Origin of the sequence: Micromonospora kangleipakensis, assembly GCF_004217615.1 — a bacterium.
Lineage (GTDB): Bacteria > Actinomycetota > Actinomycetes > Mycobacteriales > Micromonosporaceae > Micromonospora > Micromonospora kangleipakensis.
Genome location: NZ_SHLD01000001.1, coordinates 3,247,030 through 3,264,992, shown reverse-complemented (window position 1 = coordinate 3,264,992; position 17,963 = coordinate 3,247,030). Strand labels below are relative to the sequence as shown.

General features: G+C 75.5%; 18 protein-coding genes. 8 read left to right on the top strand and 10 right to left on the bottom strand.

Annotation, left to right across the window (positions count from 1 at the left end):
• Positions 1-261: 261 nt before the first annotated feature.
• Genes EV384_RS15640 through EV384_RS15605 form a run of 8 tightly spaced genes read right to left on the bottom strand, consistent with a single transcriptional unit; the run spans position 262 to position 9,022 of the window.
• Positions 262-1,245 carry a DNA topoisomerase IB gene (locus tag EV384_RS15640; RefSeq protein ID WP_130334129.1) on the bottom strand — a complete coding sequence of 328 codons (984 nt, stop codon included), beginning with the start codon at positions 1,243-1,245 and terminating at the stop codon, positions 262-264.
• The gene (locus tag EV384_RS15635; protein WP_130334127.1) at positions 1,229-2,197 is read right to left on the bottom strand and encodes a glycosyltransferase family 9 protein; all 969 of its coding nucleotides are present in this window, start codon (positions 2,195-2,197) and stop codon (positions 1,229-1,231) included. Before EV384_RS15635 ends, EV384_RS15640 begins: the two co-directional genes overlap by 17 nt.
• Positions 2,194-2,895, bottom strand: a complete 702-nt coding sequence (locus EV384_RS15630) for an SDR family oxidoreductase (RefSeq protein ID WP_130334125.1) — start codon at positions 2,893-2,895, stop codon at positions 2,194-2,196. The genes EV384_RS15635 and EV384_RS15630 overlap by 4 nt, the downstream gene beginning before the upstream one ends.
• Entirely contained in the window at positions 2,892-4,412 is a 1,521-nt protein-coding gene (locus EV384_RS15625; RefSeq protein ID WP_130334123.1) for a PfkB family carbohydrate kinase, read from the bottom strand. Before EV384_RS15625 ends, EV384_RS15630 begins: the two co-directional genes overlap by 4 nt.
• A gap of 11 nt (positions 4,413-4,423) precedes the next feature.
• Positions 4,424-5,134, bottom strand: coding sequence for a D-sedoheptulose-7-phosphate isomerase (locus EV384_RS15620; protein ID WP_130334121.1), 711 nt, complete (start codon positions 5,132-5,134; stop codon positions 4,424-4,426).
• A complete protein-coding gene (locus EV384_RS15615) occupies positions 5,134-6,351 on the bottom strand; it encodes a glycosyltransferase (protein ID WP_130334119.1) in 1,218 nt (405 codons plus the stop codon). Before EV384_RS15615 ends, EV384_RS15620 begins: the two co-directional genes overlap by 1 nt.
• Positions 6,336-7,310, bottom strand: coding sequence for a glycosyltransferase (locus EV384_RS15610; RefSeq protein WP_130334117.1), 975 nt, complete (start codon positions 7,308-7,310; stop codon positions 6,336-6,338). The genes EV384_RS15615 and EV384_RS15610 overlap by 16 nt, the downstream gene beginning before the upstream one ends.
• Positions 7,307-9,022 carry an HAD-IIIA family hydrolase gene (locus tag EV384_RS15605; protein ID WP_423202898.1) on the bottom strand — a complete coding sequence of 572 codons (1,716 nt, stop codon included), beginning with the start codon at positions 9,020-9,022 and terminating at the stop codon, positions 7,307-7,309. Before EV384_RS15605 ends, EV384_RS15610 begins: the two co-directional genes overlap by 4 nt.
• Before the next feature lie 193 nt (positions 9,023-9,215).
• On the opposite strand from EV384_RS15605, the gene EV384_RS15600 reads away from it, so the two are divergent.
• The 3 genes from EV384_RS15600 to EV384_RS15590 all read left to right on the top strand — a co-directional run bounded on the left by EV384_RS15600 (position 9,216) and on the right by EV384_RS15590 (position 11,539).
• Positions 9,216-9,662: an SRPBCC family protein gene (locus EV384_RS15600; protein WP_130334115.1), complete on the top strand. Its 447-nt coding sequence runs from the start codon at positions 9,216-9,218 to the stop codon at positions 9,660-9,662.
• Positions 9,659-10,660 (top strand): SDR family oxidoreductase, encoded by a 1,002-nt coding sequence (locus EV384_RS15595; RefSeq protein WP_130334113.1) that lies wholly within the window; start codon positions 9,659-9,661, stop codon positions 10,658-10,660. The genes EV384_RS15600 and EV384_RS15595 overlap by 4 nt, the downstream gene beginning before the upstream one ends.
• Positions 10,661-10,771: 111 nt before the next feature.
• The gene (locus EV384_RS15590; RefSeq protein ID WP_130334111.1) at positions 10,772-11,539 is read left to right on the top strand and encodes a polyprenol monophosphomannose synthase; all 768 of its coding nucleotides are present in this window, start codon (positions 10,772-10,774) and stop codon (positions 11,537-11,539) included.
• Between the two features lie 300 nt (positions 11,540-11,839).
• Here EV384_RS15590 and EV384_RS15585 read toward each other — a convergent pair whose 3' ends face one another.
• Entirely contained in the window at positions 11,840-13,444 is a 1,605-nt protein-coding gene (locus EV384_RS15585; protein WP_130334109.1) for a phytoene desaturase family protein, read from the bottom strand.
• Between the two features lie 72 nt (positions 13,445-13,516).
• On the opposite strand from EV384_RS15585, the gene EV384_RS15580 reads away from it, so the two are divergent.
• On the top strand, positions 13,517-14,950 hold the full coding sequence (locus EV384_RS15580; RefSeq protein WP_130334107.1) for an aldehyde dehydrogenase family protein: 1,434 nt from the start codon (positions 13,517-13,519) through the stop codon (positions 14,948-14,950).
• A 56-nt stretch (positions 14,951-15,006) separates the two neighbouring features.
• Here EV384_RS15580 and EV384_RS15575 read toward each other — a convergent pair whose 3' ends face one another.
• Complete coding sequence (locus tag EV384_RS15575) at positions 15,007-15,411, bottom strand: ChaB family protein (protein WP_130334105.1); 405 nt, start codon at positions 15,409-15,411, stop codon at positions 15,007-15,009.
• Between the two features lie 152 nt (positions 15,412-15,563).
• Here EV384_RS15575 and EV384_RS15570 point away from each other — a divergent pair, with 152 nt between their 5' ends.
• From EV384_RS15570 to EV384_RS15555, 4 genes are all read left to right on the top strand, one after another.
• Positions 15,564-16,541 (top strand): YihY/virulence factor BrkB family protein, encoded by a 978-nt coding sequence (locus EV384_RS15570; RefSeq protein ID WP_130334103.1) that lies wholly within the window; start codon positions 15,564-15,566, stop codon positions 16,539-16,541.
• 65 nt (positions 16,542-16,606) lie between these two features.
• Positions 16,607-17,023 (top strand): DUF2795 domain-containing protein, encoded by a 417-nt coding sequence (locus EV384_RS15565; protein ID WP_130334101.1) that lies wholly within the window; start codon positions 16,607-16,609, stop codon positions 17,021-17,023.
• Positions 17,024-17,075: 52 nt separating this feature from the next.
• Positions 17,076-17,537: an SRPBCC family protein gene (locus EV384_RS15560; RefSeq protein ID WP_130334099.1), complete on the top strand. Its 462-nt coding sequence runs from the start codon at positions 17,076-17,078 to the stop codon at positions 17,535-17,537.
• Positions 17,538-17,645: 108 nt separating this feature from the next.
• Positions 17,646-17,909, top strand: a complete 264-nt coding sequence (locus tag EV384_RS15555) for a hypothetical protein (protein WP_130334097.1) — start codon at positions 17,646-17,648, stop codon at positions 17,907-17,909.
• The last annotated feature ends 54 nt before the right edge of the window (positions 17,910-17,963 follow it).

Below are 17,963 nucleotides of genomic sequence, written 5' to 3'. Positions count from 1 at the left end.
CGTCCGACCCCGGGACAGCTCGGCACGGATCGTCAACTCTCCGGCGTCAATGGTCAACCCCGGGCGGAGATACTGGTCGCGGGCCGCCAGCCGGTAGACCGGCACGGCCCACTGGTATCGGGGGGCCGTGGCGAGGCGCCCGCGACGGTCGGTCGCGGGCGGCCGCCCGGTGCCGAGGGCTCCCACTCGCACCGGCAGGGCCACCGGACACGCCGACTCCGGCCCCGTCGTTCTTCCCCCAAGGACCGACGACGGGGCCGGTCAGGCCTCCTCCAGCAGCGCCAGGACGATCTTCTCCACGGTGCCGCGCGGCATCTCCGGCTCGACCGGCGCCACCACCCCGTCGTGGTAGAGGTCCACCACGCGCGGGTCCACGTAGGACGTACGGGCCACGGTCGGGGTGTTGCCGAGCAGCTCGGCGACGGAGCGCATCACCGCCGCGACGGCCCGCTTCCGCCCGGTGACCGAGCGCTGCCGGCCTGCCGTGGCCAGCTCCGTCGCCGCCAGCACGGTCGCATGCCAGGTACGGAAGTCCTTCGCGGTCATCTCCCCGCCGCTGGCGTCGCGGAGGTAGTCGTTCACCTCGTCGCTGCGCACGTCGCGCCAGCTCCGGCCGTCCCAGTAGCCGAAGAGCCGCTCCTCGGCCCGCCGCCGCCGGCGCAGGTTGGTCAGCACCCGGCACAGCTCCGGGTCCTCGATCCGGCGCACCAGGTCGATGCCGCCCTTGGCCGGGAACTCGAAGACCACGCACCCCCGGCGGGACCGGGCGTGCTCGGGGCGCAGGGTGGAGACGCCGAAGGTCGGGTCGTCGCCGGTCGCGTACTGGTCGCTGCCGACCCGGAACATGCCCATGTCGAGCAGCCGGGCGACGGTGGCGAGGACCCGCTCGCGCCGCAGCCCACGCAGACCCAGGTCGTGGTCGACCCGTTCGCGCAGCCCGGGCAGCCGGCGCGCCACCTCCAGCACGTGGTCGAACTTCGCCTCGTCCCGCTTCTGCCGCCACATCGGGTGGTAGAGGTACTGCTTGCGGCCGGCCGCGTCGACGCCGGTGGCCTGGATGTGCCCGTTCGGGTACGGCGAGATCCAGACGTCCTGCCAGGCCGGGGGGATCACCAGCTCGCCGAGGCGGGCCAGCTCCTCGGGGTCGCGCACCGGCTCGCCGGCCGGGTCGAGGAAGAGCCAGCCCTTGCCGCGCCGGCGGCGTCCGTACCCCGGCCTGCCCGGATCACTACGCCGCAACCGCACCGGAGACCCGCACCGCCCGTTCCGCGTCGTCCACCGCGGCCAGCACCTCATCGACGGAGATGGCCGCCAACGTCGGAGGCGTTTCTACCCCGCCCGCCGCGGTCCAATCACGACCGATCCGCGCCCCGCCCGCGGCGTCGAGCACCCGGTGCCGGGGGCGGTCCGGCGGCGGTCCCCAGCGGGCCGGCGGGACCGGTCCGAAGAGCACCACCGAGGCGGTGCCGTAGCCGGTGGCCAGGTGGGCGACCCCGGTGTCCCCGCTGACCACCAGCCGGGCGGCGGCCACCAGGGCGGCCAGCTCGGCCAGGCCGGTCCGGCCGGCGAGCACCGCCTCCGGGGCCAGCCCGGCGGCGCCGGCCACCCGGGCGACGAGGTCCCGCTCGTCCGCGGAGCCGGTCAGCACCACCCGATGGCCCCGGTCGGCCAGCGCCCGGGCGAGCGCGACGAACCGCTCCGCCGGCCAGCGCTTGGCGTCGATCTTGCCGCCCGGGTGCAGCACGGTGGCACCGGCCGGGACCGCCGCCGCGGGCGGCGGCAGCAGCGCCAGGTCGGCGGGGTCCGCCGGCAGGCCGTACCAGTGCAGGAGCCGGCACCAGCGGCGGACCTCGTGCTCGTCGTCGTCCCACGCCGGACCGTCGGCGTGCCCGACCCCGGCGTTGGCGAAGGCGAGCAGCCGGCCCGGCCGGGCGGCGGCGAGCAGCCGGTGCGACTGTGGGCCCCGGCCGTGCAGGTTGACCGCCACCTGGGGCGGCGGGGTCGACCAGGCCGGTGCGCCCAGCCCGTCGGTGGGCAGCACCCGGTCGATCCCGCCGACCAGGTCGGCCAGCGGCGCCAGCCAGGCCGGGGCGGCCAGCACCAGCTCCCGGTCGGGGAATCCGGCCCGCAGCCCGCGCAGCGCCGGGACGGCGGCCGCCAGGTCGCCGACCCCGAGCGCGCGGAGCACGAGGATCACGGGTACGACGACTCCTGCTCGGCGCAGACCACCAGCTCCCGTACCGCGCACCCGGGCGGCTGGGAGAGCGCGAACATGATCGCGGCGGCAGTGTCGGCCGGCTCGTTGAGCGCGGCGTCCGGCCCGGGCTGGTACTGCGCGTCCCGCTCGTCGAAGAACGCCGTGCGCATGCCGCCCGGGATCAGCAGGGTGACCGTGACCGAGCCGGCGAGCTCCGCCGCGAGGGCCCGGGTGAAGCCCACCACCCCGAACTTCGCCGCGCAGTACGCGGTCGCGTCGCTGACCGCCTTCACCCCGAGGGTGGAGGCGACGGTGACGATGCTGCCCCGGGAGGCCTCCAGGTACGGCAGCGCGGCGCGGATCACCGCCGCGGTGGCGAGCAGGTCCACCGTCACGATCCGTTCCCAGGTCTCGCCGGGCACGTCGGCCAGCTTGCCCGGGACGTCCATGCCGGCCGCGGTGACCACGGCGTCCAGGCCGCCGGAGCGTTCCGCCAGCTCGCGCGTCGCCGCCTCGGCGGCCCGGGTGTCGGCCAGGTCGCACTGGACCCACGGCACCCCGTCCCCGGGCCGCTGCCGGTCCAGCACGAGGGGCCGACCGCCGGCCCGGGCGACCGCGGTGACCACGGCGGCGCCGAGACCGCTCGCGCCGCCGGTGACCAGGACGGTGGGACCCGCCCCCGGGGAACTGCCGCTCATCGTGCTCCCTCCGCCGTCGGCCGGACGGCCGTCGTGCCGGACCGGGCCACGGTCGGCCCGCCGGGGGTCCCCCGGCGACTGGCGCGGGCCGCCGCGATCATGTCGGTGGTGGACCGCCCGTCCAGGTACGGCACCACCACGGTCTGCCCGCCCCAGCGCCGCAGGATCTCCGCCTCCGGCAGCGTCTCCTCGCCGCCGCCGGTGGCGTAGTCACCGCCCTTGACCCAGATGTCCGGGCGGAGCCAGGACAGGGCCGCGTGCGGGGTGGGCTCGTCGAAGATCAGCACGGCGTCGACGCAGCTCAACGCGGCGAGCAGCCGGCTGCGGTCGCCCTGCGGCACCACCGGGCGGTCGGGCCCCTTGAGGCCGGCGACGCTGTGGTCGGAGTTGAGGCAGACCACCAGGCAGTCGCCGAGCTGGCGGGCCGCCTGGAGGGTGGCCACGTGCCCGGCGTGGAGCAGGTCGAAGCAGCCGCCGGTGGCCACCACCGTGCCGCCGGCCGCACGTACCTCGGCGATCACCGCGCCGGCCGCGGCCGGACCGATCCGGTCACCGCCGCCGCCCGTCACGGCCGGGAAGGCCGGTCCGGCCTCGACGGCCGGCCGGTCGGTCCGGGCCCGGACCGGTGCCGGCAGGGCGGCGGCCACTCCCCCGCCCGCCACGTACGCGGACGCCTCGGCGACCGCCGCCTGCACCGCCTCGGAGACCAGGGCGCCCCGGGCCAGGGCGAGGGTCGCCGCGGCCGCGAACCGGTCCCCCGCCCCGCAGGTGTCCCCCTCGGCGCTGGCCGGCGCGGGCACCACCAGCGGCGTGGTGCCGGCGTGGCAGAGCAGCGCCCCCTCGCCGCCGAGGGTCACCGCCACCGCGCCCGCCCGCCACCGGTCGCGCAGCGCCTGCGCGCCCCGGGACGCGGTCACCAGCCGGGATGCGCCCGGGGTCGCCTTCGCCAGCTCCCGCGCCTCGGACTCGTTGGGGGTGGCCAGGCGCACCCCCGGCACCGCCGCCGGCCCGCGCGGGTGCGGGTCCCAGACCACCGGCGCCCGGGTGGCGGCGAGCGCGGCCCGCAGCGCCGGCTGCCCGGCGACCCCCCGGCCGTAGTCGCTGACCAGCACCGCGGACGCCCGGGCGATCAGCTGCAGCACCGCCTCGCCCGGTTCGCCGGGGTCGCCGGGCGTCCCGCCCCGGTCGTGCCGCAGCAGCACCCGGCCCCGGACCCGCAACCGGATCTTCTCCGGCGTGGCCCCGGCCAGCGGAAGGGCGTACAGCTGCACGTCCGCGGCGGCCAGCAGCGAGCTGAGCCGGGCCCCACCCGCGTCGTCGGCGATGGCGGTGACCAGCGCCACCTCCGCGCCCTGGGCGGCGGCGAAGACCGCGGCGAGGCCGGCCCCACCGGGCCGGTCGACGTACGTGGTCTCGTCGAGCACCGGCACCGGGGAGTCCGGACAGAGTCGGTTCACCACCCCCTCGACGTCCCGGTCCAGCAGCGTGTCACCGATCACCACCACGGGTCCCGTCACGCTCGACCTCCTCATCGGGCCTCGACCTCCGGGGCCTCGTCCGCGAGCACCACCTCGACGCCGGTGCGCACCGGCGTGGATCGGGCGGGTCCGGTCGACAGCGGCTGCGCCGCCCGGCCGGCGAGCGCCGCCGGCAGCGCCCGGTCGACGTACTCGCAGAGCACGTGGGTGGCGACCAGGTGCAGCTCCTGCACCACCTGGCTCTCCGGGGAGTCGATGGCGAGGGTCTCCGTGCAGGCGTCGGCGAGGGGGTTGGGGGTGGGTCCGGTGAAGGCCCAGCAGCGCAGGCCGGTGTCGCGTCCGGCGTGGGCGGCGGTGAGGAGGTTGGTGCTGGTGCCGCTGGTGGACATGAGCAGGAGGATGTCGTCCGGTCGGCCGTGGGCGCGGACCTGGCGGGCGAAGACCTCGTCGTAGCCGTAGTCGTTGCCGATGGCGGTGAGGGCGCTGGTTTCGGCGTGCAGGGCGATGGCGGAGAGGGGTTCGCGGTCGTCGCGGAGTTTGCCGACGAGTTCGGCGGTGAGGTGTTGGGCCTCGGCGGCGCTGCCGCCGTTGCCGGCGACGAGCAGCCGCCCGCCGGTGGCCAGCCGGTGCGCCAGCTCCCCGCCCCAGCGGGCGAGGAGCTGCTCCGCGCGGCGGAAGGGCAGCAGCGCCGCGGCCAGGTGGGCCAGGTGGGTGTCCAGCACAGTTCCGGCGCCGTCGCCGGTCGGGCCGGGCGCCGCCATCAGGCGACCACCCGGGTCGGCCGACGCACGGCCGCCACCTCGCCGTACACCTCCGTCAGCCGGTCCGCCGTGGTCGACCAGGAGTAGCAGCGGCGGGCCCGTTCCAGCGCCGCCGTGGCGTACCCGAAGCGCCGGATCCGGTCGCCGAGCAGCCGCTGGATCGCCGCGCCCAGCGCCTGCGGGTCGCGGGCCGGGACGAGATCGCCGGTCCGCCCGTCGACCACCGTGTCGATCAGCCCGCCGACGGCGGTGCCGATCACCGGTACGCCGCACGCCATCGCCTCCAGCGGGGTGAGCCCGAACGGCTCGTACCAGGGCGCGGCGACCAGCACGTCCGCGGACCGGTACCAGCGGCCCATCTCCTCGCGGGGCACCGCGCCGACCAGGCGCACCCGGTCGGCCACCCCGCAGGACTCCGCGAGCGTGCGCAGCCGGCGGGCGTACGGGTCGGTCTCCAGCAGCCCGGCCGGCGGACCGCCCACCACCACGCACTCCGCACCGGGGACCAGGGCCGTCGCCCGGATCACGTCCTGGAAGCCCTTGCGCTCCACCAGCCGGCCGACGGTGAGGATCCGCGGCCGGTCGCCGTCGCGCTGGGCGGCCGGGCCGAGCGGGGCGAAGGTGCGGAGGTTCACCCCGGACGGGACGATCGTCATCCGGGACCGCGGCACCCCCATCCGGACCAGCTCGCCGACCTCGTCCTGGCACTGGGCGATCACCCGGTCGACGGACCGGCCCAGCTCCCGTTCGTGGCGGAGCCGGCCCCGAGGGCTGGTGTCCTGCGGCCCCTGGTGGCGCCGCTTCACCGTGCCGAGTGCGTGGTACGTCTGCACCACCGGCACCCCGGTCCGCCGGCCGGCGGCGAGCGCGGCCAGGCCGCTCATCCAGAAGTGCGCGTGGATCACCTCGGGCTGCCAGTCGCCGGTGCGCCACCGCTCCGCCAGCCAGCCGCCGAACTCGGCCATGTACGGCAGCAGCTCGTCCTTGGCGACGGGCTCGGCCGGGCCGGCCGGCACGTGCACCACGTCGAAGCCGTCCGGGGCCCGTACCGTCACGGGCAGGTCCACGGCGTCGCGACGGGTGTAGACGCGGACGTCGTGGCCGGCGGCCACCAGCGCGGCGGAGAGCTCCGCGACGTGCGTGTTCTGGCCGCCCGCGTCCTCGCCGCCGAGGACGGCGAGCGGGCTGGCGTGCTCCGAGATCATCGCGACGCGCATACTTCCTCCTCCAGCAGCCGGTCCCAGTCGGCGAGGAAACGGTCCAGGCCGTAGCGGTTCCGTGCGGCCACCCGCGCCTCGGCGCCCGCCCTGCGGGCCGCCGACGGGTCCTCGACGAACCGTCGGGCCGCCTCCAGCAGGACGTCCACCCGGGTGGAGAGGGCCCCGGCGGACGGCGGCACCGCCTCCACGGCCTCGGTGGTGGCGAGCGCGACGACCGGCATGCCGATCGTCATGGCCTCGACGAGGCTCAGCCCGAGCGAGGTCCACCGGCACAGGTGCAGGTACGCCCGCCGCTTGGCCAGTTCGGTGTGCATGGCGTGCTGCGGGACGTCATCGTGGCTGGTGACCCGGTCCGCCGGCAGCCCGAGGTGGTCGGCCAACCCGGCCACCCCCATGCCGTAGACGTCCAGCGGGGCGATCTCGGCGAACCGGGGCAGCAGGTCCGTCCCGGTGACCCGCCTGCGGCGGACCGGTTCGTTGATCACCACCGCGAGCCGGTCCAGCTCGCCGGTCCACTCCACGGCCGGGGCGAGCACGCCGTGTTCGACGACCGCGGTGCGGGTGCCGCCGTTGTCCCAGAAGAGCTGGTTGAAGTGGGTGACGTGGGTGAGCAGCAGGTCGTCGCGGTCGGCCATCGGGTGGCGGGTGTTCGGCACCTCGCCCTTGGGGGTGTTGTGCTCGACGTAGATCGCCGGCAGGTCCCGGCCCACCCGGCGGCCCAGCCACTCGCAGGCGAGGTCGAACTCCTCGGGGCGCTGGAGCAGGACCAGGTCCACGTCGGCCCGGCCCAGCTCCTGCGGGGTCACCTCGACGGCGCTGTCGGGCCACGGATAGGTCCGCGCCCGACCCAGGCCGTACGGGCCCCGGTCGGGGGTGACCGGCACCAGGTACCGGTGTTTGCCGTGCACGAAGGACGTGGTCCAGGAGCCGTGCACGTGCCACAGCAGGATGTTCATCGGGCCACCCCGCCGGTGGCGGTCACCGCCGGTCCCCGCGGCGGTCCGGCGACCACCGCCTCCGGCCCGGCCGGCGCGTCGGCGGGCACGCCGAGCAGCCGCAGCGCCGCCAGGACCCGTCCCGGCTCGACGGCGGAGAGGCAGGGATGCCCGGGGACGGGGCAGCGGGTGGCCCGGGTGTCCCGGCAGGGCGCGCCCGCGTCGCCGAGCCGGACCGTGGGCACCCGGTACGGCCCCCACTGTCCGAACGGGACGGTCGGGGCGAAGAGGCTGACCACCGGCACCCCCAGCGCCGCGGCCAGGTGCGCCGGCCCGGTGTTGCCGACGACGAGCGCGCCGGCCCGCGCGATGATGGCGGCCAGCTCGCCGAGCCCGGTGCGGCCACCGAGGTCGATTCCGCCGGCCGCGGCGACCCGGGCGGTCAACTCCCGCTCGTCCGGTCCGCCGGTGACCACCACCCGGTACCCGGCGGCGTGGAGCACCCGGACGATCCGGGTGGCCAGCTCCGGCGGGCAGGCCCGGGTCTCGACCGACGATCCGGGGTGCAGCACCACGTAGCCGGGCTCGCCGGTGCCGGCCGGCGTGGCCGGCAGCCGGTCGTCCCGCAGCCGCAGCCCCGGTTCGTCGTCCGGGGCCAGGGCGAAGCCGGCGGCGGCGGCGAGGGAGAGGGCGCGTTCGGGTTCGGGTACGCCGACGGGTACGCGGTGGCGGACGTCGAGCAGGGCGCCGGGGTAGTCGTCGCTGATGGCGCTGATCCGGGGTACGCCGGCCATCCGTAGCAGGAGGGCCAGGGGTAGGGGGGACTGGTGGAAGGAGGTGAAGATGACGGCCTCGTCGGCGCCGACCTGGGCGAGGCGGGTGGTGAGGTGGCGGATGTCGTCGGGGTCGACGGGGGCGGGGTTGCCGTCGATCCACGGCAGTGGCCATTCGATGAGCCCGTCGATGCCGGGCAGCAGGTCGGCGGCGGCTCGGCCGCGGGGGCCGCAGAGCAGGACGACCCGGTCGGCTCCGGCGGCGACGGCCCGGATGCCGGGACCGGTGACCAGCACGTCCCCCGCGGCGTCGCTGCGTACCACCAGCACGGTGCCCCGCCGTCGCTGCGACGCGGGCGGGGACACCAGGCCGATCCGGTCCAGGATCCGCGCCACCGCCGCGGGCAGGTCCTCGACGACCGTGGGCGCGGCGGCGACCTCGGCCGGCCGGGTGGCCGGGGTGGGGACCATGATCCCCGCGGCGCCGGCCGCCGCGGCGGCCTCCATGTCGGCGCCGATGTCGCCGACCATGACGCAACGGATCGGGCTGGTGCCGAGCGCACGGGCGGCGGCGCGCACCAGACCGGGAGCGGGCTTGCGGCAGCCGCAACCGTCCCGCTCGCCGTGCGGGCAGATCTGCCAGGCGTCGAAGGGTCCGAGCAGCTCCTCCACCCGCGCGTTCACCCGGCGCAGCTCGTCGTGGGTGAACAGGCCGCGGGCCAGTCCCGACTGGTTGGTCACCACCGCGAGCCGCAACCCGGCGCCGCGCAGCCGGTCCAGGGCCTCCCGGACGCCCGGCAGCGGCCGGACCTTCTCCGGGTCGCCGTTGTAGGGCACGTCCTCGACGAGGGTGCCGTCCCGGTCCAGCAGGACCGCGTCGAAGAGTGCCGACGGGAACCGGTCAGAACCCGGGTCAACCCGGGCTGACCTGCACTGATCCCGCTCGTGGTCCCGTCGCACGGCGGGCGGGTTCCCGAGCCCCCGAGGAGTAAACATCATCTTCGGCGGAGCCGCCCCGACCGCCACCCGGCATCCCGGGCGTGCCCGGCCGGTCCGTCGCCACTCCCCGCCCGGTGCGGCGTTACCCGCCGCCGCCGAGAAGCTAACCCGGTGACCCCGTTAGCGGCGGACCAGGCGAGGGTATGGGATTGCCGTGGCGATTGTGGAGAAAGTGATCGACGCGCCCCCGCAGCAGGTCTTCGACGTGTTGGCCGACGGTTGGACGTACAGCGACTGGGTGGTCGGCACCGCGCACGTGCGGAACGTGGACGACACCTGGCCCCGGGTGGGCAGCCAGCTGCACCACCGGGCCGGACCGTGGCCGTTCTCCCTGCAGGACTCCTCCACCGTGCTGGTCTGCGAGCCGCCGCGCAAGCTCGTCGTCAAGGCGGGGCTCTGGCCGGCCGGCGAGGCGACCGTGGTCTTCACCCTGGATCCGGTGGGCGACGGCGCCACCCGGGTCCGGATCGGCGAGGACTTCGCCGCCGGGCCGCTGCGCTGGGTGCGCAACAAGCTCAACGACCTGGTGCTGCGCCTGCGGAACAAGGAGACGTTGAACCGGCTCTCCGACATCGCCACCCGGCAGAAGGCGGACCGATGACCCAACGGGTGGTGATCACCGGGGCGAGCGCCGGGGTGGGTCGGGCGGTCGCGCGGGCGTACGCGGCCCGGGGCGCCCGGCTGGGGCTGATCGCCCGGGGCGAGGCCGGCCTGGCCGCCGCCGAGCGGGACTGCCGCCGGCTCGGCGCCGCCGACGTCCGGACGTACCAGGTGGACGTGGCCGACGAGGGTGCGGTGCAGCGGGCCGCCGACGACGTGGTGCAGCACTTCGACGGCCTGGACGTCTGGATCAACGACGCGATGGTGTCGGTCTTCGCCCCGGCCTGGGAGATCACGGCGGCCGAGTTCCGCCGGGTCACCGAGGTGAACTACCTCGGCACGGTGCACGGCACCCTGGCCGCGCTGCGACACATGCGCGCGCACGGCCGCGGCGCCATCGTGCAGGTCGGTTCCGCCCTGGCCTACCGGGGCATCCCGCTGCAGTCGGCGTACTGCGCCAGCAAGCACGCGGTGCAGGGGTTCAACGACTCGCTCCGGGCCGAGCTGCTGCACGACCTACCCGGCGTACGGCTGTCCATGGTGCAGCTGCCGGCGGTCAACACCCCGCAGTTCTCCTGGGTACGCACCCGGTTGCCCCGGCATCCGCAGCCGGTGCCGCCGATCTTCGCGCCGGAGGTGGCCGCCCGGGCGGTGGTGCGGGCCGCGGACCACGGGCCGCGCGAGCTGAACGTGGGCGGGCCGACCTGGCGGGCCCGGCTGGGCAACGTCCTCTTCCCCGGCCTGCTCGACCGGCAGCTGGCCCGCAGCGGGTACGACAGCCAGCAGACCGACACCCCGATCGACCCGGCGCAGTGGCGGGACAACCTGGACCGGCCCGGCGACGACGAGCAGGACTGGGGCGCGGAGGGGGTCTTCACCGACCGGTCCCGGCGGCACTCGGCCGCACTCTGGGTGAGCGCGCACAAGCCGACGGCGTCGGTCCTCGCCCTGGGTGGGCTGGTGATGGCGGCCACCGGGCTGGCCCGCCGGTTACGCTGACCGGCCGGCGCGACGATGCTCCGCAGCCTCCGGGCGGGCGTCTGTGCGGACCGGGCGGAGGCAACTAGCTACCCTCTCAGATGAACACTGTCGGCCGACCGAGGATGTCCCATGATCGAACCCGTGCAGTTGCCCGCTCCGTGGCGGGACGCACGCCTGACCGTCGTCGTGCCCACCTACAACGAGGCGGGGAACCTTCCGGTCCTGGTCGAGCGGCTCCTCGCCCTGCCGCTGCCGGGGCTGAAGGTGCTGGTCGCGGACGACAACTCCCCGGACGGGACGGGCGAGGTGGCGGACAAGCTGGCCATCGAGCACCCGGACCGCGTGCAGGTGGTGCACCGCGCGGGCAAGGAGGGGCTGGGCCGGGCGTACGTGGACGGGATCGGCCGGGCGCTGGACGGCGGCGCCGAGTACGTGGCGCAGATGGACGCCGACCTGTCGCACCCGCCGGAGGCGCTGCCGGGCATGCTCGGCGCGCTGCTCTCCACCCAGGCCGGCGTGGTGATCGGCTCCCGTTACGTGCCCGGCGGGCAGCTGGACGAGAACTGGCCGCTCTACCGGCGGGCGCTCAGCGGTTGGGCCAACCTGTACGTGCACACGCTGCTGCGGGTGCGGATCCGGGACCTCACCGCCGGCTTCAAGATCTGGCGGGCCGACGCCCTGCGCGAGATCGGGCTGGACCGGGTGCAGTCCAACGGCTACAGCTTCCAGGTCGAGATGCACTACCTCGCCACCAAGCTGGGGCACACCATCCTGGAGGTGCCGATCCGCTTCGAGGAGCGCCGCGAGGGCATCTCGAAGATGACCACCGCCACCAAGATCGAGAGCGCGCTGATGCCGTTCAAGCTGCGCTCCCGGCACCGCAACATCGAGGGCTGAGCACGGCGTCCCGCCCCCCGCCGTGGCCGTGACGCACGGTCATGGCGGGGCGGCGACCGATCCCCCTGCTCGACGCCCTTTGCTCTGCTTCAGCCACCGCAACACCGCGCTGAGCTGCGGTTATCGCCATGACTGGCAGTCCCGCCAGAACCGCAGCCAGCACGGAGGGTAACTGTTGCGTGGAGTGCAGCAGAGCAAAGGGCGCGCCAGAGAGTGCCATCTCCGGACGGGCCGCCGAACCGCCGCGGGGCCGTCGTCGAGCGGCGCCCAGGCCCGCCTCGCAGGGCGGCCCAGGGCTGCTCAGCGGTAGACGGCCCGGTGCGCCGCGCCGATCACCCCGGCGTACAGCTCGCCGGTGAGCGCGCGGTCGCGGGCCAGCGCCGCCCGGGCCGCGTTCGCGCCGGGCGCGCCGTGCACGCCGCCACCCGGGTGGGCCGACGAGCTGGCCAGAAAGAGCCGGTCCACCGGGGTGTCCGCCCGGCCCAGGCCGGGAATCGGGCGGAGGAAGAGCTGCTGGTACGCGGCCGCGGTGCCCCCGCCGACCGCGCCGCCGACCAGGCTCGGGTCGCCCTGCTCCAGGTCGGCCGGGCCGGCCACGTGCCGCCCCACGATCAGCGAGCGGAAGCCGGGCGCGGCCTCCTCCAGCACCTCCTCCATCCGCTCGACGTGTCCGGCGATCTCCTCGGCCCGCCAGTGTCGACGGAACGGCAGGTGGGTGTACGACCAGAGCGACTCGGTGCCCGGCGGGGAGTGACTCGGGTCGGCCACCGACATCTGCCCGACCAGCAGGAACGGGTCGCGGGGCACCTCGCCCCGGGCCAGCGCAGCGGAGTAGGTGGTCAACCCGTCGAGGTCGGCGCCGAGGTGCACGGTGCCGGCGGCGGCCACGGCCCGGTTCTTCCACGGCACCGGCGCGGAGAGCGCCCAGTCCACCTTGAGGGTGGAGCCGTCCCACTTGAAGTGGGCCAGGTCCTCCACCAGCCGGGGCGGCAGCGCCGCCGCGCCGACCAGGTCCAGGAAGAGCGCCGGCGCGGGGATGTCGGCCAGCACCGCCCGCCGGGCCCGCCAGGTGGCGCCGCCGACCGTGCGGACCCCCATGGCCCGGCCCCGGGCGGTGAGCACCCGGTCGACCCGGGCGCCGTAGTCGATCCGGCCGCCCCGCGCGACCAGCCGGGCCACCAGCGCGTCGGTGATCTTCTGGGACCCGCCGACCGGCACCGGCCAGCCGACCTGCTGGCCGAGCATGGCCAGCAGCCAGCCGTACACCCCGGAGCCGGCCTCCTCGGGCGACAGGTCGGTGTGCAGGGCGCAGCCGGCCAGCAGCGCCGGCCCGCCGTCGCCGTCGAAGAGCTCGTCGCCGAGCTTGCGGACCGGCACCACGAGCCGGCGGGCCAGCCGCAGCGCGCCCGAGACGCGCAGCCGGCGCAGCAGGGTCAGCCCGCCGCGCACCGGCGGGAAGGGCGTGGTGATGGTGTCGAGCATCGGCTCGGCCACCTCGCGCCAGTCGGCGTACGCGTGCCGCCAGCGGTCCCCGTCCCCCGGGGCGAACGCCTCCAGCGAGGCGGCGGTGGTGTCGACGTCCCGGTTGACCACCGCGGCTCGTCCGTCGGGCAGCAGGTGGGCCAGCACGTCGGGGGCGTGCGTCCAGGTGAGCCCGTACCGGTCGAGGTCCAGCCCGCGCAGCACCGGCGAGGCGTAACCGAGCGGATAGAACGAGCTGTAGAGGTCGCTGAGGTAGCCGGGGGCGGTCACCTCGGCGGAGCGGACCGCCCCGCCGGGGGCCTGGGTCGCCTCCAGCACCAGGATGTCCCAGCCCGCGTCGGCCAGCAGGTTCGCGGCCACCAGGCCGTTGTGGCCGGCGCCGACGACGACGGCGTCCGCGCCGGCCGTGGCGGTCGTGGTCATCCGATCCGCCTACCCGGCCGGTTACCGGGCGAAACGCGTTTGCCTCGCCGGGGCCGGGGCATCCACTGCCGCATGTACACGGTTACACAGCTCATCGGCGGAGTGTGGGGTGCGGGTGGCACGGGAGGGGAGCTGGTCGTACACGATCCGACCGACGGCTCCCCGGTGACCAGCGTGCCGGTGGCTACGGCGGACGAGGTGGCCAAGGCGGTGGAGGCCGCCCGGGAGACGGCGACGGACTGGGCGGCGACCGCCTCCGCGGAGCGGGCGGCGGCGCTGCACCGGGCCGCGGACGCGGTGGAGGCCGCCGCGGAGGAGCTGGCGCAGGCGACGACGGCGGAGATGGGCAAGCCGCTGGACGACGCGCGCGGCGGGGTGGCGGCGGGGGTCGGCACGCTGCGACAGTACGCGGAGCTGGCGCCGGTGCGCGGCGGCCGGACGCTGCACGGCGGGCAGTCGTCCATCGACTTCATGGCCCCCGAGCCGCACGGCGTGGTCGCCGCGATCACCCCGTGGAACGACCCGGTGGCGATCTCCTGCGGGCTGCTCGGCGCGGCCCTGGTCACCGGCAACGTGGTGCTCTACAAGCCGAGCGAGCGCACCCCGGCGACCGGTTGGCTGCTGGCGAAGGCGCTGGACTCCGCGCTGCCCGCCGGGGTGCTGTCGCTGCTGACCGGCGGCCCCGAGGTGGGCGCGGCGCTGGCCGGCCAGCAGGTGGACGTGGTGGCCCACGTCGGCTCCACCGCCACCGGCCGGGAGATCGCCGCCGCCGGGGCCCGCACCGGCGCCAAGGTGCTGCTGGAGAACGGCGGCAGCGACCCGCTCGTGGTGGACAACGGCGTCGACCCGGTCTGGGCGGCCGGGCAGGCGGCGCTCGGCTGCTTCGCCAACGCCGGGCAGATCTGCGTGGCGGTGGAACGGATCTACGTGCACCGGGACGTGGCGGAGGACTTCGTCGACGCGCTGGTGCAACGCGCCGAGGCGCTGACCATGGGCCCGGGCCGCGACCCCGGGACGCAGCTCGGCCCGCTGGTGGACCGGCGGCACCGGGACCACGTGCACGGGCAGGTCACCGCGGCGATCGCGGAGGGCGCCCGGGTGCGTACCGGCGGGATGGAGCCGGACGGGCCGGGAGCGTTCTACCCGGCGACGGTGGTGGCCGACTGCCGGCACGAGATGGCCCTGGTCCGCGAGGAGACGTTCGGTCCGGTCGCCCCGGTGATCGTGGTCGACTCGTTCAGCGAGGGGCTGCGCTGCGCCGCCGACTCGCCGTACGGGCTGGCGGCCACGGTGCTCACCGGGTCGATGAGCCACGCCCAGCGGGCCTGGCGGGAGCTGCCGGTCGGCACCGTCAAGGTGAACGCGGTCTTCGGGGGCGCGCCGGGCGGCGCCGCGCAGCCGCGCCGGGGCAGCGGCCAGGGCTTCGGGTACGGCCCGGAGCTGCTCGACGAGTTCAGCACGGTGAAGACCGTGCACATCGAGGCGCCGGGCGGCGGCCACTGGTGACGACGACGCGGGAGCCCGGGACCAGTCGGTCCCGGGCTCCCGTCGTGTCGGGGCGGTCAGCGACGGGCCCGCGCCTCCCGGGTCTGCTTGTCGTTCGCCTTCTGGATCGCCTTGACCAGCTCCGGCTTGGTCATCCGGGACCGGCCCGGCACGTCCAGCTTCTTGGCCACCTCCATCAGGTGCTCCTTGGGCGCATTCGCGTCCACACCGGCGGCCGTGGGCGTCCGCCGCGCGGGGCCGCCCCCGGCGGCCTGCTGGTCGCTGGGGCCCTTGCGGCCCTTCGGCTCCCAGTGGTCGCCGACCTTCTCGAACTCGTGCTTCACGGCGGCGAACGCGGTGCGGTGCGACCGCTCCCCCTCGCCGTACGTCTCCACCGCCGAGTCGTGCGTCTTCTCCCACGTCCGCTGGGCCTTCTCCGGGGAGCGCCGCAGCGTGCTGGGCAGTACCTCGCGCCCGGGCATCTCGTCCTCCTCCGCGTCGATGGGTTACCCAGTGAAGTTCCCGCACCGCCCGGCGACAAACCGGCACCCGGTTTGTCGACTTTCCCGGCGGGGTACCGCCCGGGCCACCACGTGCGGGGGTGCGCCCGGGCGGCGGAACACAGGGAGCGGCCATGGCAGCGACGACGGAGCCGGCGGTCACCGGCCGGCAGCGGGCCCGGATCCCCCGCCGGATGCGCCAGCTGAGCTGGGCCACCTGGCGCGGGGTGCTGGTCCGCAGCGGGCGCAACTTCCTCAAGGACAACTGCGCGGACTGGGCGGCGGCGCTCACCTACTACGGAGTGCTGGCGCTCTTCCCCTCCACCATCGTCGTGGTCGCCCTGGTCGGGCTGGTCTCCGACGGCGAGCGCACCGTGGACACGGTGATCGGCCTGGCCCGGGAGATCGGCGCCGGCTCGGTGGTCGGAAACGACGGCTTCGTCAACGTGGTCCGCGGCGTGGTCCAGCAGCAGGGTCAGGCGAAGGTGCTGCTCAGCTTCGGTCTGCTCGGCGCGCTCTGGTCGGCCTCGGGCTTCATCGGGGCGTTCACCCGGGCCTCCAACGCCGTCTACGGCGTCGCGGAGGGCCGCCCCTTCTACCGGCTGCGCCCGTTGCAGATCGGCCTGGCCGGGGTGTCGCTGGTCCTGCTGGCGATCGTCGCCACCGGCCTGATCGTCAGCGGGCCGGTCACCGACGCGGTGGGCGACCGGCTGCACGCCGGCGGGCTGGCCCGGACGGTGTGGAGCGTCGCCAAGTGGCCGGTGCTGGCCCTGGTGGTGATGACCCTGCTCTCGCTGATGTTCTGGATCGCGCCGAACGTCCAGCAGCCCCGGTTCCGCTGGCTCACCCCGGGCGGTGCGCTCGCCCTGTTCGCCTGGGTGGTCGCCTCGTTCGGTTTCGGCCTCTACGTCGCCAACTTCGGCTCGTACGACGTGACCTACGGCAGCCTCGGCGCCGTCATCGCCTTCCTGGTCTGGCTGTACCTGTCCAACTGCGCCCTGCTGCTCGGCGTGCAGGTCAACGCGGAGGTGCAGCGCGGCCGGGTGCTGCAGGCGGGCGGCGAGGACCCGGGCGAGCCCGTCCTGCCACCGCGGGCGCCCGCCGATTCGTGACCGAATGACCGGCTCCGTGGGCCGGCCCCGGTTTACGGGCGGCCCCCTCGGGCATGTCTGTCGGCATGGAACGTGGCAACAGCAAGCACTCGCCGAGGGTCGACGACAACATGAGCCAGGAGGTCGCCGGGCTCGTCCAGGGGCCGGGGGCCGGTGGCTCGCGCGTCGAGGAGTCCCGGCAGCCGGAGCCGGCGGGCGAGGACCAGCCGGAGCCGAAGACGGTGACGGCCGGCGCGAGCCGTGGCGGCAACCCGCAGGGGATGAGCATGGACGACGTGGAGGGGCGCAGCCGCCTCGGCCGGTTCATCACCATGACGGCGCTGCCGGGCGACCGGGCGGCGCTGATCGCCAACGCCCAGCAGAACGCGGCGCCGGCGGACATCATCGCCGCGCTGGAAGGGCTTCCCGAGGGCATCCGTTACCAGACGATTTCCGAGGTGTGGGCCGCACTCGGGCACAAGAACGAGACGACGCGCTGGTGACCGGATCGGCCCACGATCCGCAGACTCACCGGCGGGCAGAGGAGGATTCTTCATGAGCGGCGTTACCGAGCACGTGGACGTCTCCGTCCCGATCCGGACCGCCTACGACCAGTGGACCCAGTTCGAGGAGTTCCCCCACTTCATGGAAGGTGTCCAGGAGGTGCGGCAGCTCTCCGACACGACGACCCACTGGACGGTGGAGATCGCCGGGGTGAAGCGGGAGTTCGACGCCGAGATCACCGAGCAGCTGCCGGACGAGCGGGTCGCCTGGAAGTCCACCGGCGGCACCCAGCAGGCCGGCGTGGTGACGTTCCACCGGCTCGACGAGGGCACCACCCGCGTCACCCTGCAGATGGACTTCGAGCCGCACGGCGTGGTCGAACAGGCCGGCGACAAGCTGGGCGTGGTCGACCGCCGGGCCAAGGGCGACCTGGAGCGGTTCAAGCAGTTCATCGAGCGGCGCGGTCAGGAGACCGGCGCCTGGCGCGGCAAGGTCGACCGGCCGACGCCCTGATCCCCTGACCCCCCGGACAGACAACTCCGATGGCCGCCGGTGATCCGGCGGCCATCGCCGTGTCCGCCCCGGCCGTTTGCGATCACCGCCCCCGGGTACCGCTGGGGAATGACCGACAACGACAGCCACGTGTGGCGCGACGAGGAGCGGACCCCGCTGCGCGAACTTGACCGGGCGATCGCCCGGTCCACGCTCGACGGGCAGGCCGACGACGCCACCGGCAACGACGCTGGCGAGGAGGCCGCGTTCGGGCACGGTCCCGAGGCGGTGGACCGTGGCGCTGGCCCGGAGGCCGAGCGTCGGGAGATGACCGACGCGGACCGGGCGTACCGGCCCTCGACGACCGGACGGACCGGCCCCGACAGCATGTGAGGTGGGCGGGCCCGGCCCGCCGGGGCCCCGGCGGCGGCCGGCGGGCCGGCCCGC